18 protein-coding genes and 4 pseudogenes are annotated in these 20,636 nt (G+C 66.8%); 9 read left to right on the forward strand and 13 right to left on the reverse strand.

Annotated features, from left to right (window positions below):
- Positions 1–77: 77 nt before the first annotated feature.
- From QQS52_RS03215 to QQS52_RS03235, 5 genes and pseudogenes are all read left to right on the forward strand, one after another.
- A pseudogene (locus tag QQS52_RS03215) lies at positions 78–617 on the forward strand (IS3 family transposase); the annotation flags it as partial.
- Between the two features lie 28 nt (positions 618–645).
- Positions 646–819 (forward strand): annotated as a pseudogene (locus QQS52_RS03220) (integrase core domain-containing protein); the annotation flags it as partial.
- 639 nt (positions 820–1,458) lie between these two features.
- Positions 1,459–3,123, forward strand: a complete 1,665-nt coding sequence (locus tag QQS52_RS03225; RefSeq protein ID WP_472772552.1) for a carbon starvation CstA family protein — start codon at positions 1,459–1,461, stop codon at positions 3,121–3,123.
- Complete coding sequence (locus QQS52_RS03230; protein WP_070768664.1) at positions 3,120–3,362, forward strand: cory-CC-star protein; 243 nt, start codon at positions 3,120–3,122, stop codon at positions 3,360–3,362. The genes QQS52_RS03225 and QQS52_RS03230 overlap by 4 nt, the downstream gene beginning before the upstream one ends.
- Entirely contained in the window at positions 3,353–4,249 is an 897-nt protein-coding gene (locus QQS52_RS03235; RefSeq protein WP_472772553.1) for an ArsA family ATPase, read from the forward strand. Before QQS52_RS03230 ends, QQS52_RS03235 begins: the two co-directional genes overlap by 10 nt.
- Here the strand turns inward: QQS52_RS03235 and QQS52_RS03240 are convergent.
- The 12 genes and pseudogenes from QQS52_RS03240 to dacB all read right to left on the reverse strand — a co-directional run bounded on the left by QQS52_RS03240 (position 4,193) and on the right by dacB (position 13,907).
- Complete coding sequence (locus tag QQS52_RS03240; RefSeq protein ID WP_472772554.1) at positions 4,193–5,011, reverse strand: pantoate--beta-alanine ligase; 819 nt, start codon at positions 5,009–5,011, stop codon at positions 4,193–4,195. The genes QQS52_RS03235 and QQS52_RS03240 overlap by 57 nt on opposite strands.
- A complete protein-coding gene (locus tag QQS52_RS03245; protein WP_472772555.1) occupies positions 4,995–5,600 on the reverse strand; it encodes a Rossmann-fold NAD(P)-binding domain-containing protein in 606 nt (201 codons plus the stop codon). Before QQS52_RS03245 ends, QQS52_RS03240 begins: the two co-directional genes overlap by 17 nt.
- A gap of 2 nt (positions 5,601–5,602) precedes the next feature.
- A complete protein-coding gene (locus QQS52_RS03250) occupies positions 5,603–6,301 on the reverse strand; it encodes a DUF6779 domain-containing protein (protein WP_472772556.1) in 699 nt (232 codons plus the stop codon).
- 5 nt (positions 6,302–6,306) lie between these two features.
- Positions 6,307–6,777, reverse strand: a complete 471-nt coding sequence (locus tag QQS52_RS03255; protein WP_472772557.1) for a DUF3180 domain-containing protein — start codon at positions 6,775–6,777, stop codon at positions 6,307–6,309.
- Positions 6,778–7,245, reverse strand: coding sequence for a 2-amino-4-hydroxy-6-hydroxymethyldihydropteridine diphosphokinase (gene folK / locus QQS52_RS03260; protein ID WP_472772558.1), 468 nt, complete (start codon positions 7,243–7,245; stop codon positions 6,778–6,780). It abuts the gene before it with no gap.
- Complete coding sequence (gene folB / locus QQS52_RS03265; RefSeq protein ID WP_070768670.1) at positions 7,245–7,616, reverse strand: dihydroneopterin aldolase; 372 nt, start codon at positions 7,614–7,616, stop codon at positions 7,245–7,247. Before folB ends, folK begins: the two co-directional genes overlap by 1 nt.
- A complete protein-coding gene (gene folP, locus QQS52_RS03270) occupies positions 7,616–8,476 on the reverse strand; it encodes a dihydropteroate synthase (protein ID WP_472772559.1) in 861 nt (286 codons plus the stop codon). Before folP ends, folB begins: the two co-directional genes overlap by 1 nt.
- Positions 8,477–8,480: 4 nt before the next feature.
- A complete protein-coding gene (gene folE, locus QQS52_RS03275) occupies positions 8,481–9,053 on the reverse strand; it encodes a GTP cyclohydrolase I FolE (RefSeq protein ID WP_472772560.1) in 573 nt (190 codons plus the stop codon).
- Positions 9,054–9,126: 73 nt separating this feature from the next.
- Positions 9,127–11,121 (reverse strand): annotated as a pseudogene (gene ftsH, locus QQS52_RS03280) (ATP-dependent zinc metalloprotease FtsH); the annotation flags it as partial.
- 12 nt (positions 11,122–11,133) lie between these two features.
- Positions 11,134–11,721, reverse strand: coding sequence for a hypoxanthine phosphoribosyltransferase (gene hpt / locus QQS52_RS03285; RefSeq protein ID WP_472772703.1), 588 nt, complete (start codon positions 11,719–11,721; stop codon positions 11,134–11,136).
- Between the two features lie 42 nt (positions 11,722–11,763).
- Positions 11,764–12,642: pseudogene (tilS, locus tag QQS52_RS03290) on the reverse strand (tRNA lysidine(34) synthetase TilS); the annotation flags it as partial.
- A 2-nt stretch (positions 12,643–12,644) separates the two neighbouring features.
- Positions 12,645–13,907, reverse strand: coding sequence for a D-alanyl-D-alanine carboxypeptidase/D-alanyl-D-alanine endopeptidase (gene dacB, locus QQS52_RS03295; protein ID WP_472772561.1), 1,263 nt, complete (start codon positions 13,905–13,907; stop codon positions 12,645–12,647).
- A gap of 86 nt (positions 13,908–13,993) precedes the next feature.
- On the opposite strand from dacB, the gene QQS52_RS03300 reads away from it, so the two are divergent.
- Genes QQS52_RS03300 through QQS52_RS03315 form a run of 4 tightly spaced genes read left to right on the forward strand, consistent with a single transcriptional unit; the run spans position 13,994 to position 19,114 of the window.
- The gene (locus QQS52_RS03300; protein WP_070768674.1) at positions 13,994–14,470 is read left to right on the forward strand and encodes an inorganic diphosphatase; all 477 of its coding nucleotides are present in this window, start codon (positions 13,994–13,996) and stop codon (positions 14,468–14,470) included.
- 8 nt (positions 14,471–14,478) lie between these two features.
- The gene (locus QQS52_RS03305; protein WP_290223330.1) at positions 14,479–14,769 is read left to right on the forward strand and encodes a rhodanese-like domain-containing protein; all 291 of its coding nucleotides are present in this window, start codon (positions 14,479–14,481) and stop codon (positions 14,767–14,769) included.
- A gap of 58 nt (positions 14,770–14,827) precedes the next feature.
- Positions 14,828–15,271 (forward strand): MarR family winged helix-turn-helix transcriptional regulator, encoded by a 444-nt coding sequence (locus QQS52_RS03310; protein ID WP_296203317.1) that lies wholly within the window; start codon positions 14,828–14,830, stop codon positions 15,269–15,271.
- Positions 15,272–19,114 (forward strand): Pls/PosA family non-ribosomal peptide synthetase, encoded by a 3,843-nt coding sequence (locus QQS52_RS03315; RefSeq protein WP_472772562.1) that lies wholly within the window; start codon positions 15,272–15,274, stop codon positions 19,112–19,114.
- On the opposite strand, the gene QQS52_RS03320 is transcribed toward QQS52_RS03315, so the two are convergent.
- Positions 19,111–20,580 carry a metallophosphoesterase family protein gene (locus QQS52_RS03320; protein ID WP_472772563.1) on the reverse strand — a complete coding sequence of 490 codons (1,470 nt, stop codon included), beginning with the start codon at positions 20,578–20,580 and terminating at the stop codon, positions 19,111–19,113. The genes QQS52_RS03315 and QQS52_RS03320 overlap by 4 nt on opposite strands.
- Positions 20,581–20,636 lie beyond the last annotated feature (56 nt).

Below are 20,636 nucleotides of genomic sequence, written 5' to 3' on the forward strand. Positions count from 1 at the left end.
TGCCGGTCCCTGACACCAGCACAGCTCTAGCCCACTGATTCAGGAAGGACAGATACACCACTTTCTCGGACTTGACCGATGCTGGTGAGCTTAACCGGGTATGGCTATCGGATATTACCTATCTGCGCACCCGTGAAGGCTGGTTGTATCTGTGCGTTATCCGTGATGGGCATTCTCGCCGGGTGTTGGGCTGGGCGGTGGATTCTGTCCAGGCAACAAACTTGGTGGAGCGTGCTCTGCGGATGGCTCACACACTGCGTGGTGAGGTGCCCGACGGGCTGGTGTTCCATGCTGACCGTGGGTGCCAGTTCACCAGTACGCAGATGTGGCAGGTCTGCCAGGAACTGGGGATTGCTCAATCGGTGGGCCGTACCGGGGTGTGCTTTGATAACGCGATGAGCGAGTCGTTTTGGTCCACGCTTAAGACCGAGTTCTATGAACGGAAATCGTGGGCCACAAGGAACCAGGCGCGCAAGGCGGTGGCCCACTGGATTGAGGTGGTCTACAACCGGCGGCTCCGGCACTCGGCCATCGGAATGATCTCACCCGTTAGCTTCGAGAGTCAGATCACCGAAGGAAAGACCCCAACAACCGCGGCCAACACCAAAGCCGCTTAATTACGTGTCCACGCTTTGCGGGCAACCCCAACTGATTCATGCCCAAGATCCGTGGACATCGGTGGGGGAAGTCGAATTGGCCACCTTGCGGTGGGTGCATTGGTGGAACACCAAGCGGCTTCATTCAGCTTTGGACTACGCCACCCCACAGGAAGTCGAAACCGAGTACTATCTCACCCAGCCCATCAACACAGGGCCGTAAAAGAAGCGGAACTAAACCCAGGACGCTTCAGTCCAAGAGCGAGGTTTACAGTGGTTCTAGCGCGCCAGGAAAAGCTACCAGCAGCGAACGCAAAGCACTAGCCACCATGGGGCGCAGAGGCGGTAAGAAAGCCGCAGAGCGCTGGAAAAACGACCCACACGGCGAATATGAGCGGACAGAGCGCAAAAAGCTTCAAGCCGCAAACCCACTTCGACAGAGTCGTGGAAAAGGTACCCGCGGACGGGTGCTAGCGACAGCGATGGACATCTTGACGCAGACAGGAAAGACTCCGTCAGGACGAACCGTAGGTCAGGAATTGGGCATCACTCGTCAGCTACCTGGTCAACCTCTGCCAGCACCACCACAACATCAAAACCGACGGCCGCGTGACCTATATCCTCGACCCGTGCACCGGCGCCGTGGTGTGGCTGTCTAACGACGGCACCTGGGAGTCCACCTCCCCGTAAGGCCCGCTGTCCGCGAAAAACGTCAATTGGATGCGGACTATGGCTCAGGCGCAGCACGCCCGGCGCGACCGCGCGCACGCCAAAGCCACCTCCCCCATTTCAGAAAACTGGCCCCTCCACGAAACATTCGTGCCACAATAGTGATTCATTGCACACTTCGACGGAGGATACCATGAACTCACTCATCCTCGCTGCCATCGGCATCGCCATGATGGCCGCCGGGTACTTTCTCTATTCCCGCTTCCTAGGAAACCGAATTTTCCGACTCTCCCCCGACTACGCCACCCCCGCGCACACCATGCGCGACGGCGTGGATTACGTCCCCACCAACAAGTACGTCCTGTGGGGGCACCACTTCACCTCCGTCGCCGGCGCAGCCCCCATCATCGGCCCGGCCGTAGCCGTCATCTGGGGCTGGCTACCCGCGTTCCTGTGGGTGACCATCGGCACCGTCCTCATGGCCGGAATGCACGACCTCGGCGCGCTGTGGGCATCGCAGCGCCACAACGGCCAGTCCATCGGTACGCTCTCGGGCCGCTACATCGGCTCCCGCGGGCGCAACCTCTTCCTAGTCGTAATCTTCCTCCTCCTGCTGATGGTCAACACCGCCTTCGCGGTGGTCATCTCCAACCTGCTGGTCTCCACCCCGACCGCGGTCATCCCAACCTGGGGCGCCATCGTCGTGGCGTTGCTCATCGGCCAGGCCATCTACCGTTTTAACTGGAACCTGCCGGTGGTCTCCATCGTCGGCGTCGTGGCCCTCTACGCGCTGATGATTATCGGCGACCGCGTGCCGGTGGTGCTCCCGGAGACCGTGCTCGGAATTCCGGCCAACGGCGTCTGGATCATCGCGCTGTTCATCTACGCTTTCGCGGCTTCCCTCCTTCCCGTCTGGGTGCTGCTCCAGCCGCGCGATTACATCAACGGCCTGCAGCTCTTCATCGGCCTGGGCATCCTCTACGGCGCCTTCTTGGTCACCGCCCCGGACATCGTCGCCCCCGCGCTTAACGATGCCGTCCCAGACGGCACCCCACCCATCTTCCCGCTGCTGTTCGTCACCATCGCCTGCGGCGCCATCTCCGGATTCCACGGCGTGGTGGCCTCGGGCACCTCCTCGAAGCAGCTGGACAAGGAAACCGACGCCCGCTTCGTCGGATATTTCGGCGCCGTCGGCGAAGGCCTGCTGTCCCTGGGCACGATTATCGCGACCACGGCCGGCTTCAAGGCCCTCCGGGACTGGGAAGAGATCTACCACGAATTTAACGCCGGGGGCGTGGACGCCTTCGTCGCCGGCGGTGGCTCGCTGATGAACGAGGGCCTGGGTATCCCGACCTCGCTGTCGGGGACCATTCTCGCGACCATGGCGGTGCTCTTCGCCGCCACCACCATGGACTCGGGCATCCGCCTACAGCGCCTGGTGGTCCAGGAAATCGGCGAGGTCGTCGGGGTGAAGATCGGTGCGCTCGTCGCAACCTTGATTGCGGTCGGTGTCGCCTTCGCGCTGACCTTCTCCCAGGGCACCGACGGCTCGGGCGGCATGACCATCTGGCCGCTGTTCGGCACCACCAACCAGCTGATGGCGGGCCTGACCCTGGCCGTCCTGGCGGTCATCCTGACCTACCTGCGCCGCCCCACGCTGCCGGTGCTCATCCCCTTCGCCTTCCTCATGGTCATGTCCGTATGGGCGCTCATCATTCAGCTCGGCGCCTTCTGGCAGGAGCAGAACTGGCTGCTACTGGTCATGGACATTATCATCCTCATCGCCGCGCTGTGGGTCACCGTCGAGGCGCTCGCTTCCCTCAAGCAGGCGCGGCGGCAGCCGGAGCCGGTCCAATGAGCCTGCGGCAACTGCTCCAGGATTTCTACGCCGGCCCCTACCGCGCGACCTTCGCGAAGGCGCGGCAGGAAGAGGATGACCTGTTCCTGCTGCTGGTGCTGTCAGAGGCGCTCGGAGTGCCCAACCCAGCGTCCTACTACACGCTGGAGCTGTTGCCGGTCGTCTACGACGAGTTCCACGACTGGCACCGGCGCATGGGGATGGACCGTTCCCCGCTGGAGGGAATCTCATGCTGCTAAAGCCCGTGACGTTTTTCGGCGGCAAGGGCGGCGTTGGCAAGACCACGCTGGCGGCCGCCGCGGCGTGGAAGGCCGCGCAGCAGTATTCGACGCTGCTGGTCTCCACGGATCCGGCACACAACCTGGGCCACCTCTGGGATGTCTCGCTGAATGATACCCCCACGGCAGTCGCCGACCGCCTCGACGTCGTGGAGATTGACCCGGCCGAGGTCACGGAAAAGCACCTGACCGAGGTCCGGTCAACCATGCAGAAGATGATGCCGCAGCGGCTGCACTCGCAGGTCGACCACCACCTGGACCTGGCGCGGCAGTCGCCCGGCACGCACGAATCCGCGCTGCTGGAGCGGATGGCGGACCTGGTCGATAGCGGATACGAGCGCATCATCTTCGACACCGCCCCCAGCGGCCACACCGCCCGCCTGGTGGAGCTGCCAGAAATCATGCAGGCGTGGACCGACGGGCTGCTGGAGCGGCGGGACCGCTCGGACCGGTTCACCTCGCTGGTGCGCGGGCTGGGTGGAGACACCGACAAGGTGGACAAGCGCAACCAGGAGATTCGAAGCATCCTGTGGCGCCGGCGGGAGCGCTTCGTGTGGCTGCGGGAAACGCTGCAGCAGGACTCCGATTTTTACCTGGTTCTGACTCCCGAGCGGCTGCCGGTGCTAGAGACCAAGCAGTTCTACTCCCAGCTCCGGAACAGCGGCATGACCATCGGCGGCGTGATTGTTAACCGACGCTCGCCGAAAGGGCAGGGCAGCTTTATGGATGCCCGCCGGCGGGTCGAGGACGAGGCCTTAAAAAGCCTGGGCCTGCCGACCGTGGAGGTGCCGCTACTGCCCGCGGACGTCGGACCGGAGCAGCTCGGCTTCATCGCGGAGCTGCTCTGACTGGTACTCGTCCCAGTTTTTGAAGCCCACGCCCAGCGGCAGGCCGACGTTGTCGATAAGCCGGATCCCTCCCAGGGTGGCGGCGACGAGGAGGCGGGCATCGCCCTGCTCGGGTGCGGGACCGAGATCCTTGCCGCGCACGGCGACGTAGTCGGGATCCACGCCGGCGGAGCGAAGGACGGACTCGGTGACCTCGAGGACGTGCTCGGCGCCGGCTTCTGCCGCGTGCGCCCCGGCGGTCAGCGCGGCGGAGATCGCGGTGGCAGCGGTGCGGTGCTCGGCGGGCAGGCGGGTGTTGCGCAGGCTCATCGCCACGCCCTCGGCGGTGCGGACGGTGGGCACGCCGTGGAGGCTCACCCCCAGGTGCAGATCGCGCACGGCCTGGTTTAAGGCCAGGTTGTATTCGTAGTCCTTCTCCCCGACCACGACGTCGGAGGGACGTAGCGCGCCGATGAGCGCCAGCGGCAGCGCTAGGTCCTGGACGGGTTCCAGGCCCCGGTCGGGGGTCGGAACGGTGATGGTTTTTCCGTGCGGCCAGAGGGTCTCGGCATCGTAGTGCCAGACCACGTCGGCGTCGGGGGCGTCGCCTTCCCGCAGCGCAACGACCACGACGGCCGAGCGGATGGCGCGGGCCGCGCGGATGAGCGCCTGGTGGCCGGCGTGCACTCCGTCGCCCAGGATCACCAGCACGACGGGCCGGCCGGTTTTCGCGTACGCGCTGCCGACCATGCGGATCTTGGCAAGCTCACTGGTTTCGATCATTGTTCCCCCAGAATTCTAGGTCTATGTCCCCGCGCAATTCTGCTAGCCGGCGGGCATAGCTTAGGTAGGCGGGTTCCCCGTTGTAGCCGGCCATTATCTGCTGCGCGCTCAGCGGCACGTAGTCGTTTCCGCCGCCCTCCCGGGCGAGGATCTCACGCAGCATCTCCCGCTTGTAGAGCCCGGCGACGAAGCCGGGGCGGTCGGTATCATCGAGCAGCATGTATTTCCCGTGCGCCTCGAAGACCAAGAGGGTGGCGACGGTCTCGCCGAGCTCGTCCAGGGCATCAACGGCCCAGGCCTCGTCATCGACCGGGCAGACAGCGGCGACGATAGCGCCGCGGGTCTCCAGGGCATCGAGGGCCTGCGCGCCCCGGGTCAGGCAGGTGTGCATGACGATGGTTCCGGAGGAAACGAAACCTGCCGCTTCGTCGATGGCCACCGGCAGCCGGTCTTCCTCCACCGCCAGAATGAGGGCTTCCGCGTCCGCGGCGGTGCCGACCTTGTGGCCGGCTTGGGCCAGGCGTTCGGCGAAGAGCTTTCCGGGGGCAGAGTCACCGATCACCCCGACGCGCATGCGCGGTGCGTCCACGGCTACTTCTTTTTCTTCATCTCGGCCATGAGCTCCGCGACGGAGACCGAGCCCTCGCGGTGAGCGTCCTGGCGGCGGCGGCCGCGCTTTTCTTCCTTCGGCTTGCTCACTTCCGGATCCCCACCGGTATCCCAGCGCACGGCCTGGAAGGAGTCAGTCTGGAAGGTGGGGCCTTCCTTCTTTGGCTCCTCGGCTTCCTGCTTTTCCTTAATGATCTCCTCGAGCGGGGTCTCCTGCGGCGTCTGGTTGCCCAGGCGGCCGGCGATGGCGTCCTCGGAGGGGGCGCCGGCGGAGGTCTGCGTGAAGTTATCTTCGAGCTCCATGATGCGGCGGGCCTCGGCGCGCAGGGCGGCCGGCTCGTAGCCGAACTCGCGGCCCGACAGATCCTCCAGCTGCTTGCGGATGGTGCTCAGCTGCTCGCGGATCTCGGCGAGGACCTCCGGTTCTTCGGCGGTCTGCGCCTTTTCCAGCTCCGCCTGGTGGAGCTTCTCGCGGTAGGCGAGCTCGCCCTCACTCTTCTGGGCCAGGCGGCGGTAGCGGGTGACAAGGAAGAACCCGACCACAGCGGCCCACAGAGCGGCGAGAAGTGCGATCTTTAGCGCGGCGTCGGAACCGGCAATGAGCATGACGATGCTGGCAACAATTGCGAGCACCACCAGCACTGCGAGCCCAATCTGGCCGCGATCGGTCTGGTTATTCATGGGTACTACTCTAACGCGTCCGATCCCGTTTCGGGTGGAGGGACTTCGCAGTATCGCTCCAAAACCACTCCCGCGATCGCCATCGCCAGCCCACCCAGGGCAGAAGCCAACACGCCGGTCAGATCGTCGGAGGCAGCGGCCAGGCGGCCGGCGTTCGGGACGACGTAGCAGGCAATGCCTGCGTACGCGTTGCCGACGATGGTCCCGGTCCACGCCGAGGCCTTCGCCACCAGCATGAACTGGGCAATCGTCAGCGGGTTCAGCTGGGTGCGGTCCAGGCCGATGCCGTCGTCGTTTTTGGCCTGCCGCACCTTCCACGCTAGGCCTAGGCAGAGCGCGGTCATGACCCACAGGGTGATAGACACCGTCGCGGGTATGGCCAGCATGGAGCCGTAGAAGCGGCCGGTCAGGATCGCGGCCGCGGCGGCCACGAAGAGCCCTACCCCGACGAGCGTTCCAATGGAGGTGCGTTTCACTTAGCGTTCCTTGATCTTCGAGACCTCGGCTGGGTCCAGTTCCGCGATCAGATCGCGGACGGGCACGCCGTTCAGGCGCGCGTCCGGGTCGGCCGCCAGCCACGGGACGAGGACGAAGGCGCGCTCGTGGGCGTACGGGTGCGGCACGGTCAGCGCGGGGGCGTCGCTGACGTAGTCGTCGATGTCGACGATGTCGACGTCCAGGGTGCGCGGGCCCCAGTGGCGGATGCGCTGGCGGTCGGCGGCCTGCTCGAGCTTTTGGCCGCGGCGCAGCAGCTCGATCGGGGTCTCCTCCACGTCGACGATGAGCACCGCGTTGAGGAATTCGTCCTGGTCGGTAACGCCCCACGGCGGAGTGGAATAGACGGGTGAGGCCGCCACCGTCTGGTCCGCGAATTCGCGGAAGACGGTCTCCAAGAGTTTTTCTCGGTCGTCCATGTTGGAGCCGATGGATAGTACCGCGCGCATTAGCCCCTCCGAATGGTCTTCTTCGAGCGCCGGGCGACGACGGCGACGTCACCGAAGGTGCGCTCGATGGGTGCCTGCGGCTTGTGCACGGTCACCTCGACCGCGAAGAGCTGCTCGTAGGTTTCCATTGCGGCGTCGGCAATCCGGGAAGCGACGGTCTCGATGAGATCGTAGGGCTCGCCCTCGACGATCCCGGCGGCGAGATCCGCCAGCTCCGCGTAGTTGATGGTCTCGGCTAGGTCGTCGTTCGGGCTGAAGCTCAACCAGCAGGTGATGTCGACGAGGAACTTCTGGCCATCTCGCTTCTCGTGGTCGAAGACCCCGTGGTAGCCGTAGCACTCGAGGCCAGTGAGCTCAATGCGGTCTGCCATTAGTTCCCCTGGTAATCCGCGCCGAGCTTCCAGGCGGCGGCGACATCGACGGCGTCGCGGGAGACGGCCACCTCGTGCACGCGCACGCACCACGCGCCCAGCTGGGCGGACAGCGCGGTCACGGCGGCGGTGGCGGGATCGGCTTCGGTCGGGCCGGCCGGAAGGTCGCGGTTTTTACGAATGCCGGTCAGGAAACGCTTCCGGGAAGCGCCGACGAGCACCGGGTAAGGCCCGTCGATGAATTCGGGCAGGGCTTTCAGCAGCGCCCAGTTGTCCTGCGGGGTCTTGGCGAATCCCAGGCCCGGGTCGATGCTGATGTTGTTCTCGTTCACGCCGGCCTGCAGCGCCTTGTCGACCAGTTCGTCTAGAACGTTGTGCACGTCGCGCACGACGTCGCCGCCGTGGTCCGCTGCGCCCGCGGCGTCGCCGAAGCGGACGGTGCGCCAGTGCATCAGGCACACGGGCAGGTCGGTCTCGCCCATCACGCGGAACATGTCCGGATCGGCCAGACCGCCGGAGACGTCGTTGAGCAGATCCACTCCGGCCTCGGCGGAGGCGGCCGCCACGCTGGCGCGCATGGTGTCCACGGAGGTGAGGATCCCGTCTTCGTGTAGGGCCTTGATCACCGGGGTGACGCGGTCGCGCTCGACGTTAGCCTCCACGCGGGTAGCCCCCGGGCGGGTGGACTCGCCGCCGACGTCGATGATGTCCGCGCCCTGGGCCACGAGCTCGTGGGCGTGCGCGACGGCGTCGTCGACAGCCAGCCACTTGCCGCCGTCGGAGAAGGAATCCTCGGTCACGTTGACAATCCCCATGACCAGCGTGCGGTCGGTCGAGGTAGACAGATCTGCAATCGACATAGTGTTAGCTCCGGATTAAGCTCATGACCTCAGCGCGTGAGGCCGCGTTGGTTTTGAAACCGCCGCGCACGGCGGACGTCGTGGTGGTCGCGCCCGGCTTGCGGATGCCCCGCATGGCCATGCACAGGTGCTCGCACTCGATGACCACGATAACCGACTGCGCTCCCAGGGTATCGGTCAGTGCGTCGGCGATTTGGGTGGTCAGGCGCTCCTGCACCTGGGGGCGCTTGGCGTACATATCCGCCAGGCGGGCCAGCTTGGACAGGCCAGTGACATGCCCATCCTTGCCGGGGATATAGCCGATGTGGGCCACGCCGTAGAAGGGCACCAGGTGGTGCTCGCAGGTGGAATAGATCGGGATATCGCGCACCAGGACCAGCTCCTCGTGGTTCTCGGCGAAGGTCTTGTGCAACACCTCGGTGGGATCCACCTGCAGGCCGGCGAAGATCTCCGCGTACGAGCGGGCCACGCGGGCCGGGGTCTCCTGCAGGCCCTCGCGGTCTGGGTCTTCGCCCACGGCCAACAAGAGTTCGCGGATAGCCGCCTCGGCGCGCGGCTGGTCGAAGGAATTAGTCATCGTCGCGGTCCTTTTCATAGTCCCCGGCGTGCTCGCCGAAGTTGAATCCATACTCGCCGGACGGGGTCTCGCCGGCCTCCCGGCGCTCGCGGGCCGCGCGGGAGGCGTCTAGCAGCGTCATGCGCTTGGGCAGCTCCTCGCCGCGCTCCTTGGCCAGCTCCACCGGGGTTTTGACCGGCTCGCGGCCGGCCTGCTGCGGGAAGCGCACGTTCTCGCCCGGGAAGACGTCGTAGGACTCGCGCGGGACGATGTCGGTAAACAGGCGCTCCAGGTCCGGGCGGCGCAGCGTTTCCTTCTCCAGCAGCTCGGTGGCCAAAGCGTCCAGGTAGTCGCGGTGCTCGGCCAGGATCTCGTAGGCCTGCTGGTGGGCGCGGTCGAGCAGGTAGTGCATCTGCTCGTCGATCTTGGCGGCGACCTGCTCGGAGTATTCGCTGGTGCCACCCGGGCGCCCCCCGAAGGGATCGCCCTGTTCCTGGCCGTATTTCACGGTGCCCAGCTCCGGGGAGAAGCCGTATTCGGTGATCATGGCGCGCGCGATCTTGGTGGCCTGCTCGATATCGGCGGAAGCGCCGGTGGTCGGGTGGCCGAAGACCAGCTCCTCGGCGGCGCGGCCGCCCATGGCGAAGACCAGGCGGGCGAACATCTCGTCCCGGGTGTACATGCCCTTGTCGTCTTCCTGGGCGGTCATGGCGTGGCCGCCGGTACGCCCGCGGGCCAGGATGGTGACCTTGTAGACGCGCTCGATGTCCTTGAGCGCCCACGCGGACAGGGTGTGCCCGCCCTCGTGGTAGGCGGTGACCTTCTTCTCCTGCTCGGAGATGATCTTGGACTGGCGGCGCGGGCCGCCCACCACGCGGTCGGTGGCCTCCTCGAGGGCGTCGGCGGTGATCACGTTGCCGCCGATGCGGGCGGTCAGTAACGCGGCCTCGTTGAGCACGTTGGCCAGGTCGGCGCCGGACATGCCGGCGGTGCGCTTGGCCAGCTGGGTGACGTCCACGTCCTTGCCCAGTGGCTTGTTCTTGGAGTGCACACGCAGGATCTGCTCGCGGCCGGCCAGGTCCGGGGCGGTGACCGGTATCTGGCGGTCGAAGCGGCCCGGGCGCAGCAGCGCCGGGTCCAGGATGTCCGGGCGGTTGGTCGCGGCGATGAGGATGACGCCCTCGCGGTCGCCGAAGCCGTCCATCTCCACCAGCAACTGGTTCAGGGTCTGCTCGCGCTCGTCGTGGCCGCCGCCCATGCCGGAGCCGCGCTGGCGGCCGACGGCGTCGATCTCATCGACGAAGATGATGCACGGGCTGTGCTCCTTCGCCTGCTTGAACAGGTCGCGCACGCGGGAGGCACCCACGCCCACGAACATCTCCACGAAGTCCGAGCCGGAGATGGAATAGAAGGGCACGCCCGCCTCGCCGGCCACGGCGCGGGCCAGGAGGGTCTTACCGGTGCCGGGCGGGCCGTAGAGCAGCACGCCGCGCGGGATCTTCGCACCCAGCTCGTGGTAGCGAGTCGGATCCTCCAGGAAGTCGCGGATTTCTTGGAGCTCGTCGACAGCCTCGTCCGCGCCGGCCACGTCCTCGAAGGTGTTGGTCGGCATGTCCTTGGTGAGCTCTTTGGCCTTGTTGCCGCCGATGCCGAACATTCCCCCGCCCTGCTGCATGCGGGACATGAAGAAGAACAGGAGGCCAAACAGCAGGAGCATGGGCAGCAAGAAGCTAAGCATGGAGCCCAGGAAGGATTCCTGGGTCACGTTGGTCTCGTACTTCTCGGCGTCGGTGTCCTTGACCGTGTTGAAGATCTGCTCGCTGGCCCGGGCCGGGTACTTCGCGACGATCTGCTCGACGCCCTCGCGGTCCTCGACCGTGATGGGCTTTTTCAGTTCCAGGCGCAGCCGCTGTTCGCGGTCGTCGATCTGGGCTTCCTTTACGTTGCCGTCCTGCAGCTGCTGGATGGCCATCGACGTATCCGCCGGCTCGTAGCCGCGGGTGTCGTCGGTCAGGAAGGTAAAGGCGTACAGGGCGATGAGCAGGATCGCCGCAATGCCGCCGTAGCGGAGGATTTTCTGGTTTTTCATCAAAGAATAAGTCTAGTTGTTGCTGTAGACGCTGGGGTGCAGGGTGCCCACGAACGGCAGGTCGCGGTAGCGCTCGGCGAAGTCGAGGCCGTAGCCCACCACGAACTCGTTGGGGATGTCGAAGCCGACGTCAAACAGATCCAGCTTGGCCTTGACGACCTCGGGCTTGCGCAGGAGGGAGACCACCTGCAGGGACTTCGGGTTGCGGTTTTCCAGGTTGCCGATAAGCCAGGACAGGGTCAGGCCGGAGTCGATAATGTCTTCGACGATGAGCACGTCGCGGTCCGCGATGTCCCGGTCCAGGTCCTTGAGGATGCGCACCACGCCGGAAGACGAGGTGGAGTTGCCGTAGGAGGAAACCGCCATGAACTCCAGCTGGGCCGGGATGGACAGTGCCCGGGAGAAGTCCGTGAGGAAATAGGCCGCGCCCTTGAGCACGCAGACCAGCAGCAGCTCGTCCTCGGCGTCGCGGTAGTGTTCGGAGGCCTTGTCGGCCATTTCTTGGACGCGACGGGCGATGTCGTCTTCGGAGAGCAGGACCGCTTCCACATCAGAGCCGTACCGCTCATCCGGCACGGAGTAGTCCTTGGCCTCGTGCAGAGTCATGGTGGGGTGACCTTTCTTCTTCGCTTCTACCAGTGACAGTTTGCCACCTCGGCGCAGCACTTCCAAGCTCTGCACCGCCACCGGACCCTGGCCGTGCCAGTCGGTGCACAGCTTGTCGATGCCCCGGATGGCCGCCCGGCTCACCGGCACGCCGTGCGCGTTCAGCCAGCTGGCAATCGCGCGGCGGCGCTGCGGCTCGGTCAGCGCGGCCAGCTCCGCGCAGTCGTCGGTTAGGCGCGCGGGGCTAAGCAGCTCGTCGTCGGCGGCGACGTCCGCGGCCGCCTGGGCCAGCGCCGGGGTGGGATCCCCGCCGATGATGTCGCGCAGCAGCGGCAGGACCTGGGTACGGATAGCCGCGCGGCGGAAGCGGGCATCGGCGTTGTGTGGATCCTGCCAGGGGGTATAGCCCAGCTCCCGGCAGGCGCCCGCAGTGTCGGCTCTCCTGATACTAAGGAACGGCCGCCAGACGTTGTTTTCCACCTTTCGCATACCCGTCGCCTTGCCGCGCAGGGCTCCCAGCAGCAGGGTTTCCGCCTGGTCGTCGGCGGTGTGGGCGACCAGGACGGGCCTTTCCGTGCCAAGCGCCTGGTACCGCGCGACCCGGGCGGCGGCCTCGGTGGGTTCGGGCACGTCGACGGTAACGACCTCCCCGGCCACGCCCAGCTGCCGCGCCGCCTCCACCGCGCGTTCGGATACCTCCCGCGAGCCGGGCTGCAGGCCGTGATCGACGGAGACGGCGGTGATTCTGTCTTTGTGCTCTCCGTACTCGGCCGCCAGGGCGGCGGTCAGGGCGAAGGAGTCCGCCCCGCCCGACAACCCGACGGTGACAGCGGGATAGCCCTCCGCGAAGGGCCGCACCGCGGTGCGGCAGGCCAGAAAGTGCGGGGATTTCCGCGGCCAGAAGGGCTCGGCCATGGCTAGTACTTGGCCAGGATGCTGGTCAGCGCGTCCTGGTTGGCGCGGGCGGGCAGTAGCTCGCCGTCGTTGGTCAGCAAAGCGAAGGCGTAGATGCGGCCGGACTGGCCCTGGGCGGTGCCGGCCAGGGCGGCGGTGCCCGTGAGCGTACCGGTCTTGGCACGCACGTAGCCCTTGCCCGCCAGGGCGCCGTAGCGTTCGTAAAGGGTGCCCTCCCCGCCGGCGACCGGCAGGTAGGTCAACAGCGGGCGCAGGTCCGCATCCTCGGCGGCGCGCTCGACCAGGTGGGCCAGCAGCTGGGAGTTCAGGCGGTTGTCCGAAGAAAGGCCAGAGTTATCCTCCAGGTGCGCCCCGCTCAGGTCGTAGCCGGCATCGTGTAGGACCTCGAAGGTGGCCTCGGTCGCGCCTTGGAAGCTGGCCGGCTTGCCCTGGTGGAGGGCGAGCTCGCGGGCGATAGCCTCGGCCGCGACGTTGTCGGAGTGCTTAACCATCTGCTCGGCGCGCAGGGACAGCGGCTCGGATTCGATGGTGGCCGCGATCTGCGCGCCCTCCGGGGCAGTGCCCTCGCCGGCCTCCGCGCCCAGGCGATCGGCCAGCTGCTGGGCGACGTCGCGGGCCGGCTGGTGGCTGCGCGGGACGTCGCCTTCGGTGGCACCCAAGCGGCCGCCGTTAATCATGGACGGCTGCATGGGGGCGACGTAGCCCTCGTCCACGTTCGCCGGGTCCCAGCCGGTGGCCTGGTCGGGGCCGGACCAGACGGAGTTGTCGATCAGCACGCGGGAAGCACTTCCGATTTCTTCCGCCGCGCGGTCCAACTGCTCGTGTGTCATCCACACGTCGCCGGCGGACTTAATGATGACGTCGTCGCCGTCGCGGACGATGTCGGTGTGCAGCCGCTCGTTCTCGTCCAGGGCCAGCGTGGCCGCGGCCGTGGTCAGCACCTTAGTGGTGGAGGCGGGGACGAGGGCTTTGCCCGCGTCCTTTTCCCACAGCACCGCCCCGTCCGTGGTGTCGATGATCTGCGCGCCGTAATTGGCCAGGTCCTCCTTGCCTAGGGCCTCGATTTCGCCCACGAGCGCGGCAGCGTCGATGTCACCCGGGGTGGCCGGGGTGAGCGCGTCTCCAGGGGCGGAGACGGCATACGCCTCGCCGTGGTCTAAGTCGCTGTAGGCCTGCTGGACCGTGATACCCACCGCCGCGGTCGTACCCACTGCCGCGGCGGTGACCACCGCAGCCAGGGTCCACCACACATGTTTTGCCTTCATCGCCTAATACCCTACCCCGGGCGCGCGCTAGGATGTTCACTAGAATCATTACTGCCAATCTGCATTTCTTTTCATGGAGGTACAACGTGAGCGTTGAAGTAACCATCGAGATCCCGAAGGGCTCCCGCAACAAGTACGAGGTGGACCACGAGACCGGCAAGATCTACTTGGATCGCTACCTGTTCACCCCGATGGCCTACCCGGCGGACTACGGTTTCATCGACCACACCCTGGGCGAGGACGGCGACCCGCTCGACGCTCTGGTTCTCCTGCCCGAGCCGGTATTCCCGGGCGTCATCGTGGAAGCCCGCATCGTCGGCGTGTTCAAGATGACCGATGAAGCCGGCGGCGACGACAAGCTGCTGGCCGTGGTCGATGACCCGCGCTGGGAGCGCTACCAGGACATCGACGACGTCGAGCAGCACATCAAGGACGAGATCGAGCACTTCTTCACCCGCTACAAGGACTTGGAGCCCAACAAGGAGGTCACCGGTTCCGGCTGGGGCAACAAGGAAGAAGCGGAGAAGATCCACGCCGCCGCCATCGAGCGCTACCAGGGCTAGTCCTTATTATGCGTAACGTTAACCCAACTGAGGTCCCCGCGGGCGCCCAGCTCATCGACGTGCGCGAAGACAGCGAGTGGGCCACCGAGCACGCCGCTGGCGCCACCCACATCCCGATGGGCGAAATCATCGACCGCGTGGGCGAGCTGGATAGTGATAAGCCCGTCTACGTCATCTGCCATTCCGGCGGGCGCAGCCTGCAAGTGGCCGCCTACCTGGAGCAGAATTTTGGTCTCGACACCGTCAACGTCGTCGGCGGGACCGACAACTGGAAGGCCAGCGGTCGCGAGATGGCCTAAATCGTTGGCTTCCGCCAATCATTTAGGTTTTCGACCTTAGGGGCGTTACTATGGTGGAATGAACTCAATACCCACCGAATTGCTAGAATCCCCGTCTTTCCAGCTGGAGCGCCTCCGCCGCCGCACCCGCGACGGCGTTGAGGCCGCCTTGTCCACCAAGCAGACCACCCTGCGCGAGTACTGGGTGCTGACCTGCTTGGTGGATTCTTCTGCCACCTCCCAGTCCTCCCTGTCCGAGCTTTTGGCTATCGATGCCTCGGATATGGTCCGCCTCCTGGACTCGCTGGAAAAGCGCGGCTGGGCCAAGCGCGAGCGCGACCCGCAGGACCGCCGCCGCCAGATCGTGGCCTCGACCAAGAAGGGGTCCAAGGCCCAAAAGGATCTGGCCCAGCTGGTCGACTCCGCCGAGGAAGAGGCCCTGGACTCTTCCACCAACAAGCAGCTCAAGCACCTGCGCAAGCTGGCCAAGTCGATCATTGCCGCGGATGAGGAAGAAGCGTAAATGGTCCCACAGCACTACCTAGCCAGTGCCCTAGCCCCGCGCCCGCGGACTCTCTGGGACGTGCTGTGCACCACCGCTGAACTCTTCCCAGAGGCAGCGGCAATCGACGACGGCGAGGTGATGACCTACGCCGAACTCATCGACAGCGCCCGCGCCTGGGCCGCTGAGCTGGCCTCCCAGGGCATCCGTCGCGGCGACCGCATTGGCATCCGCATGACCTCAGGCCGCCGCGATCTCTACCTGGCCATCGTGTCCACCCTGGCGGTCGGCGCGGCCTACGTGCCGGTGGACGCGGACGACCCGGACGAGCGCGCCGAGATGGTTTTCGGCGAGGCCGATATCGACGGCCTGTTCACCGACGCCGGCTTCCGCGCCCTGCGACGGCGCGATCCCGCTCCGCTGGAGGAGCCGCAGCCGGGAGATAACGCCTGGATCATCTTCACCTCCGGCTCGACCGGCAAGCCCAAGGGCGTCGCGGTAAGCAACCGATCCGCGGCGGCCTTCGTGGACGCGGAAGCCGCGCTCTTTTTGACCGACAACCCGCTCGGTCCGGACGACCGCGTGCTGGCGGGCCTGTCCGTGGCCTTCGACGCCTCCTGCGAGGAGATGTGGCTGGCCTGGGGTCACGGCGCCTGCCTGGTGCCGGCCCCGCGCTCGCTGGTGCGCTCCGGCATGGATCTGGGCCCCTGGCTCATCCGCCGCGACATCACCGTCGTCTCTACCGTCCCGACCCTGGCCGGCCTCTGGCCCGCGGAGGCGCTGGATCACGTGCGCCTGCTCATCGTGGGCGGCGAAGCCTGCTCGCAGGAGCTGGTCGAGCGCCTGGCGACCGAGGACCGCGAGATGTGGAATACCTACGGCCCCACCGAGGCCACCGTGGTCGCCTGCGCCGCGCAGCTCAAGCCCGGCCAGCCCGTCTCCATCGGCCTGCCGCTCAACGGCTGGGACCTGGCCGTCATCGACGGCTCCGGCAACCCGGTTTCTTACGGCGAGGTCGGCGAGCTGGTTATCGGCGGCGTCGGCCTGGCGTCCTACCTGGACCTGGTCAAGGACGCGGAGAAATACGCGCCGCTAGAGTCCCTCGGCTGGCAGCGCGCCTACCGCACCGGCGACCACGTGCGGCTGGAAGAAGACGGCCTCTACTTCGTGGGCCGCGTGGACGACCAGGTCAAGATCGGCGGCCGACGCATCGAGCTCGGCGAGGTCGAGGCGAACGTTGCCGCCCTGGACAACGTCTACAACTCCGCCGTCGCCGTGCAAAAGACCCCCGGTGGCGAGTCCGTGCTGGTGGGCTACGTGAGCCTGGAAGAGCCGGACCGCGGCTTCGACGAGCGCCAGGCGCACGAGCGACTAGCCGAGACCATGCCGGCGGCGCTCGTGCCGCGCATCTGCGTTATGGACGAGCTGCCCGTGCGCACCTCCGGCAAGGTGGACAAGAAGGCCCTGCCCTGGCCGCTGCCCGGCGTGGGCGTGGACAGCGCCGGCCTGACCGCCACCGAGGCCTGGCTGGCCCAGCTGTGGGTCGACGTGCTGGGCGTGTCCGTCGAGGACGAAAACGCAGACTTCTTCTCCCTGGGAGGGACCTCCCTGGCCGCAGCGACCCTGGTCGGCCGAATCCGCGAGCGCTACCCCACCGTGGCCGTGCGCGACCTCTACGATCACCCGCGGCTGGGCTCGCTGGCCGAGCACCTCGCCGGCGCCGAGCCGCGCCCGGCAACCCACGAGCCGCGCTCGGTGGCCCCGGTGGGGGCCGCGACCCGCGTGGCCCAGACCCTCACCAACGTGGTAGCCATGACGCTATCCGGCATGACCTGGATCGCCTGGCTGCTGCTGGGCTCGAACCTGGCCGCGGCGGCCGGCGTCGATTTCGCCGCGCACACCAGCTGGTGGCTGGTGGCCGTCCTGCTGGTCGTCTTCGCGACCCCGCTGGGGCGCATCCCCATCGGTGCTTTGGGCGCCCGCGCGCTCACGGCCGGGATCTCCCCGGGCGACTACCCGCGCGGCGGCTCGGTGCACCTGCGCATCTGGGCCGCGGAGCGCTGGGCGGACGCCTCCGGATCCCGCGGTATCGCCGGCGCTACCTGGGTCAACAACTACGCCCGCCTGCTGGGGGTAAAGATCGGCAAGTCCGTGGACCTGCACACGCTGCCGCCCGTGACCGGGCTGCTGACGGTGGGCAAGCACGCCGCCATCGAGCCGGGCGTGGACCTGTCCGGCTACTGGGTGGACGGGGACATCGTCCACGTCGGGGCCATCGACATCAAGGAGGGTGCTCGCATCGGCGCGCGCTCGACCCTGCTGCCCGGCGCGGTCATCGGCGCTTATGCCCACGTGGAGACCGGCTCTACCGTTACCGGGGCCAAGAAGGTCAAGGCGGGCCAGCGCTGGTCCGGCTCCCCGGCGCGCAAGGTCGGTCGCTCCAAGCACCGCTTCCCCGACCACCCACCGGCGCGGCGCTCCGGCTGGGTGCCGGTCTACGGGCTGACCTCAGTGGTGCTGTCGCTGCTGCCAATCGTCGCTATGGCGGCCGGCGCCGCGCTGGTGGTCTGGCTGGTGAACGGCCCGGGCAACCCCGCAGTCGGCGCCATGCTTTTCGCACCGCTGGGCGGACTGGTGGCCTTCGCGGTCCACCTAGCGCTGACCTGGGCGGGCGTGCGGCTGTTCTCGCTGGGGCTCAAGCCCGGCACGAACCCGGTGCGCTCAGCGGCCGGCTGGCGCACGTGGACCATCACCCGCCTGATGGACGACGCGCGCACCAACCTCTTCCCGCTCTACGCGGGACAGCTGACCCCGGCCTGGCTGCGCAGCCTGGGCGCCAAGATCGGTTCCGACGTGGAGGTCTCCACCGCCGTGATGGTGCCCAAGTTCGCGGAGGTCAAGGACGGCGCGTTCCTGGCCGACGACACCCTGCTGGGCGGCTACGAGCTCGACGGCGGCTGGATGCTCACCGGCGTGTCCAAGGTGGGCAAGCGCTCCTTCCTGGGCAACTCGGGCGTGACGGGCCCGGGCCGCAAGCTGTCCAAGAACTCCTTGGTGGCCGTGCTCTCCTCGACCCCAAAGAAGTCCAAGGCCGGCGCCAACTGGTGGGGCTCCCCGCCGGAGCGCATGCGCCGTGTGGAGGCCCACGTGGAAGGCAGCAGCGGCGAGTCCCGCACCTACCGCCCGGGCCTGGGCGTGAAGGTGGCCCGCGGGCTGGTGGAGACCCTCCGCCTGCTGGCCCCAATGGCCTCGGCCATGCTGGCCGCCGGCGTGCTGGCTCCCCTGCTGTGGCTGCTCAAGGCCGCCAACCTGGGCGCGGCGATCGCGCTGAGCGGCCTCGTCCTCATGGCGGCGGGCGCGGTCGCGGTGGCGATTGCCTGGGTGGCCAAGTGGGTCTGCGTCGGCAAACACCGCGCCGCAGATCACCCGCTGTGGTCGGCGTTCGTCTGGCTCAACGAGCTGCAGGACACCTTCGTGGAGGTCGTCGCCGCGCCCTGGTTTTTCAACCACACCACCGGCGCGGGCGAAATCAACCTGGCACTGCGTGCGCTGGGAGTCAAGATCGGCCGCGGCGCCTGGATTGAGACCTACTGGTTCCCGGAGACGGACCTGTGCGTGGTCGGCCGCGGCGCTTCCGTAGGCCCCGGTACGGTGGTCCAGACCCACCTTTTCCAAGACCGCGTGATGAGCCTGGATACCGTCACCGTCTCCGACGGGGCCACCCTGGCCGCCCACTCGGTCGCCCTTCCGGCCGCCACCATCGGACCCGGCGCGACCGTCGCGCCCGGCTCCCTGGTCATGCGCGGCGATGCCGTGCCGAGCGACTCGGTCTGGCAGGGTAACCCCATCGAGCCGATCGCCTAGCGCGGGAAGTCCTGGTACTTCAGCATCTTTCCGACCTGGAAATCCCAGGCTTCCACGCGCACCCGGTCCGGGTAGACCTTCACCCGCAGGCCGGACGATGCCTCGTCCTTCCCCTTCAGGATTTTCTCGTCGTGGTCGCCGTCGGGCAGGAATTCGTTCAGGATCGCCCCGGTGTTGACCACCGGGAAGGCGGCGTCTTTGTAGCGGTAGGTGCCCCACCAGTTGTTCTGGCGCAGCGAGGAGTGCGAGTGGCTGGTAAAGGCCACGATCTTCGGGTGCCGGGCGAGCACCTCACTGAGCGCTTCTAGGTCCTCGAAGTCGTTTTGGTACCACGCCGAGTGCGACATCGACACCGTCTGCGGCAGCAGCGGGTGGGTAAACACCAGCGGGGTCACTCCCCTGTCTTCCCAGTAGGCCAGGCGGGACTCCAGCCAGCCCAGCTGCTCGACTGACAGGCGCTGGAAGGGCTCCTTGCCGCCGCGGTCGATATCGGAGTAGTACTCCGTGTTGATTGAGATCAGCGGCACCCCGCCGGCCATGACCTCCGCCCAGGGCTTGTCCTGGCCCGAGTGCTCTAGGAAGCGCTGCAGGTAGGTCTCCGAGCCTTCGGGCCCGTACATCTCATGGTTGCCGATGGTCCACAGCTCCGTGCCGGAATCATGCGGCTGTGCCCGGTGCGCGGCGAGGAACTCATCCCACTGCGCCTTCGAGCCGTCATCGACCAAGTCCCCGTTGAGCACCAGCGCGTCCGCCTTGTCCTCCATGCCGTTGAGCTGGCGCACCGCGTCCTGGTAATCCTCCGGGTCTCCCTGCACGTCGGAGAGCACGTCCACGACTGCCTCCGGCGTGCCCGCCTGCCCGAGCGGGCGCGTGATCTGAACGTTGTCCAGCGCCCACCACCAGTCATCGTTACCGTTGCGGTAGACGAATTCCACCTGCATGGTTTTAGCCCCCGCCGGCACGTCGAGCTCCAGGCTCTCGTGCTTGGAGAAGACGTCCTCGGAAAAGACCGCGACCTCGCGCGCCTCGCCGCCATCGAAGGCCACGCGCACCGCCGCCGACTGCTCCGGGGAACCCTGCCGGTAGTGGTGATCGAATTCCAGGTTCACGGTCTCCCCGTCGACGGGGATCTCCGGGCTACGCAGCGCCGTGGTCATGGAGTCGGTCTCATTGAGGCGCTGCTGCTTGTTATCCACAATGGCGACGTTGCCGTGCGCCTGCGTGAACCAGTGCCGCATGTCCGTCCCGGCCACCCAGGTCCAGTCCCGGATGGTGGACAGCGCCCACCCGTTCCAGCGCGCCTCCCCGGAGCTGACCCCGGAAGTAGCCACCGACCAGCCCTCCGGCACGTTGTGCGTGAACTTCGCGGGGTTGGCGACCTCGTCGAAGCCCTCCGACCAGAGGACCCGGTCCCCCGAGTCAGCCGCAGAGTCAGAAACAGAAGAAAAACTAGACGACGAACTCAACGACGAACCCGACGACAACGAGGACAAAGAGGATAGAGACGAAGTAGAAGACAGAG

This window comes from Corynebacterium sp. 1103A (genome assembly GCF_055700955.1).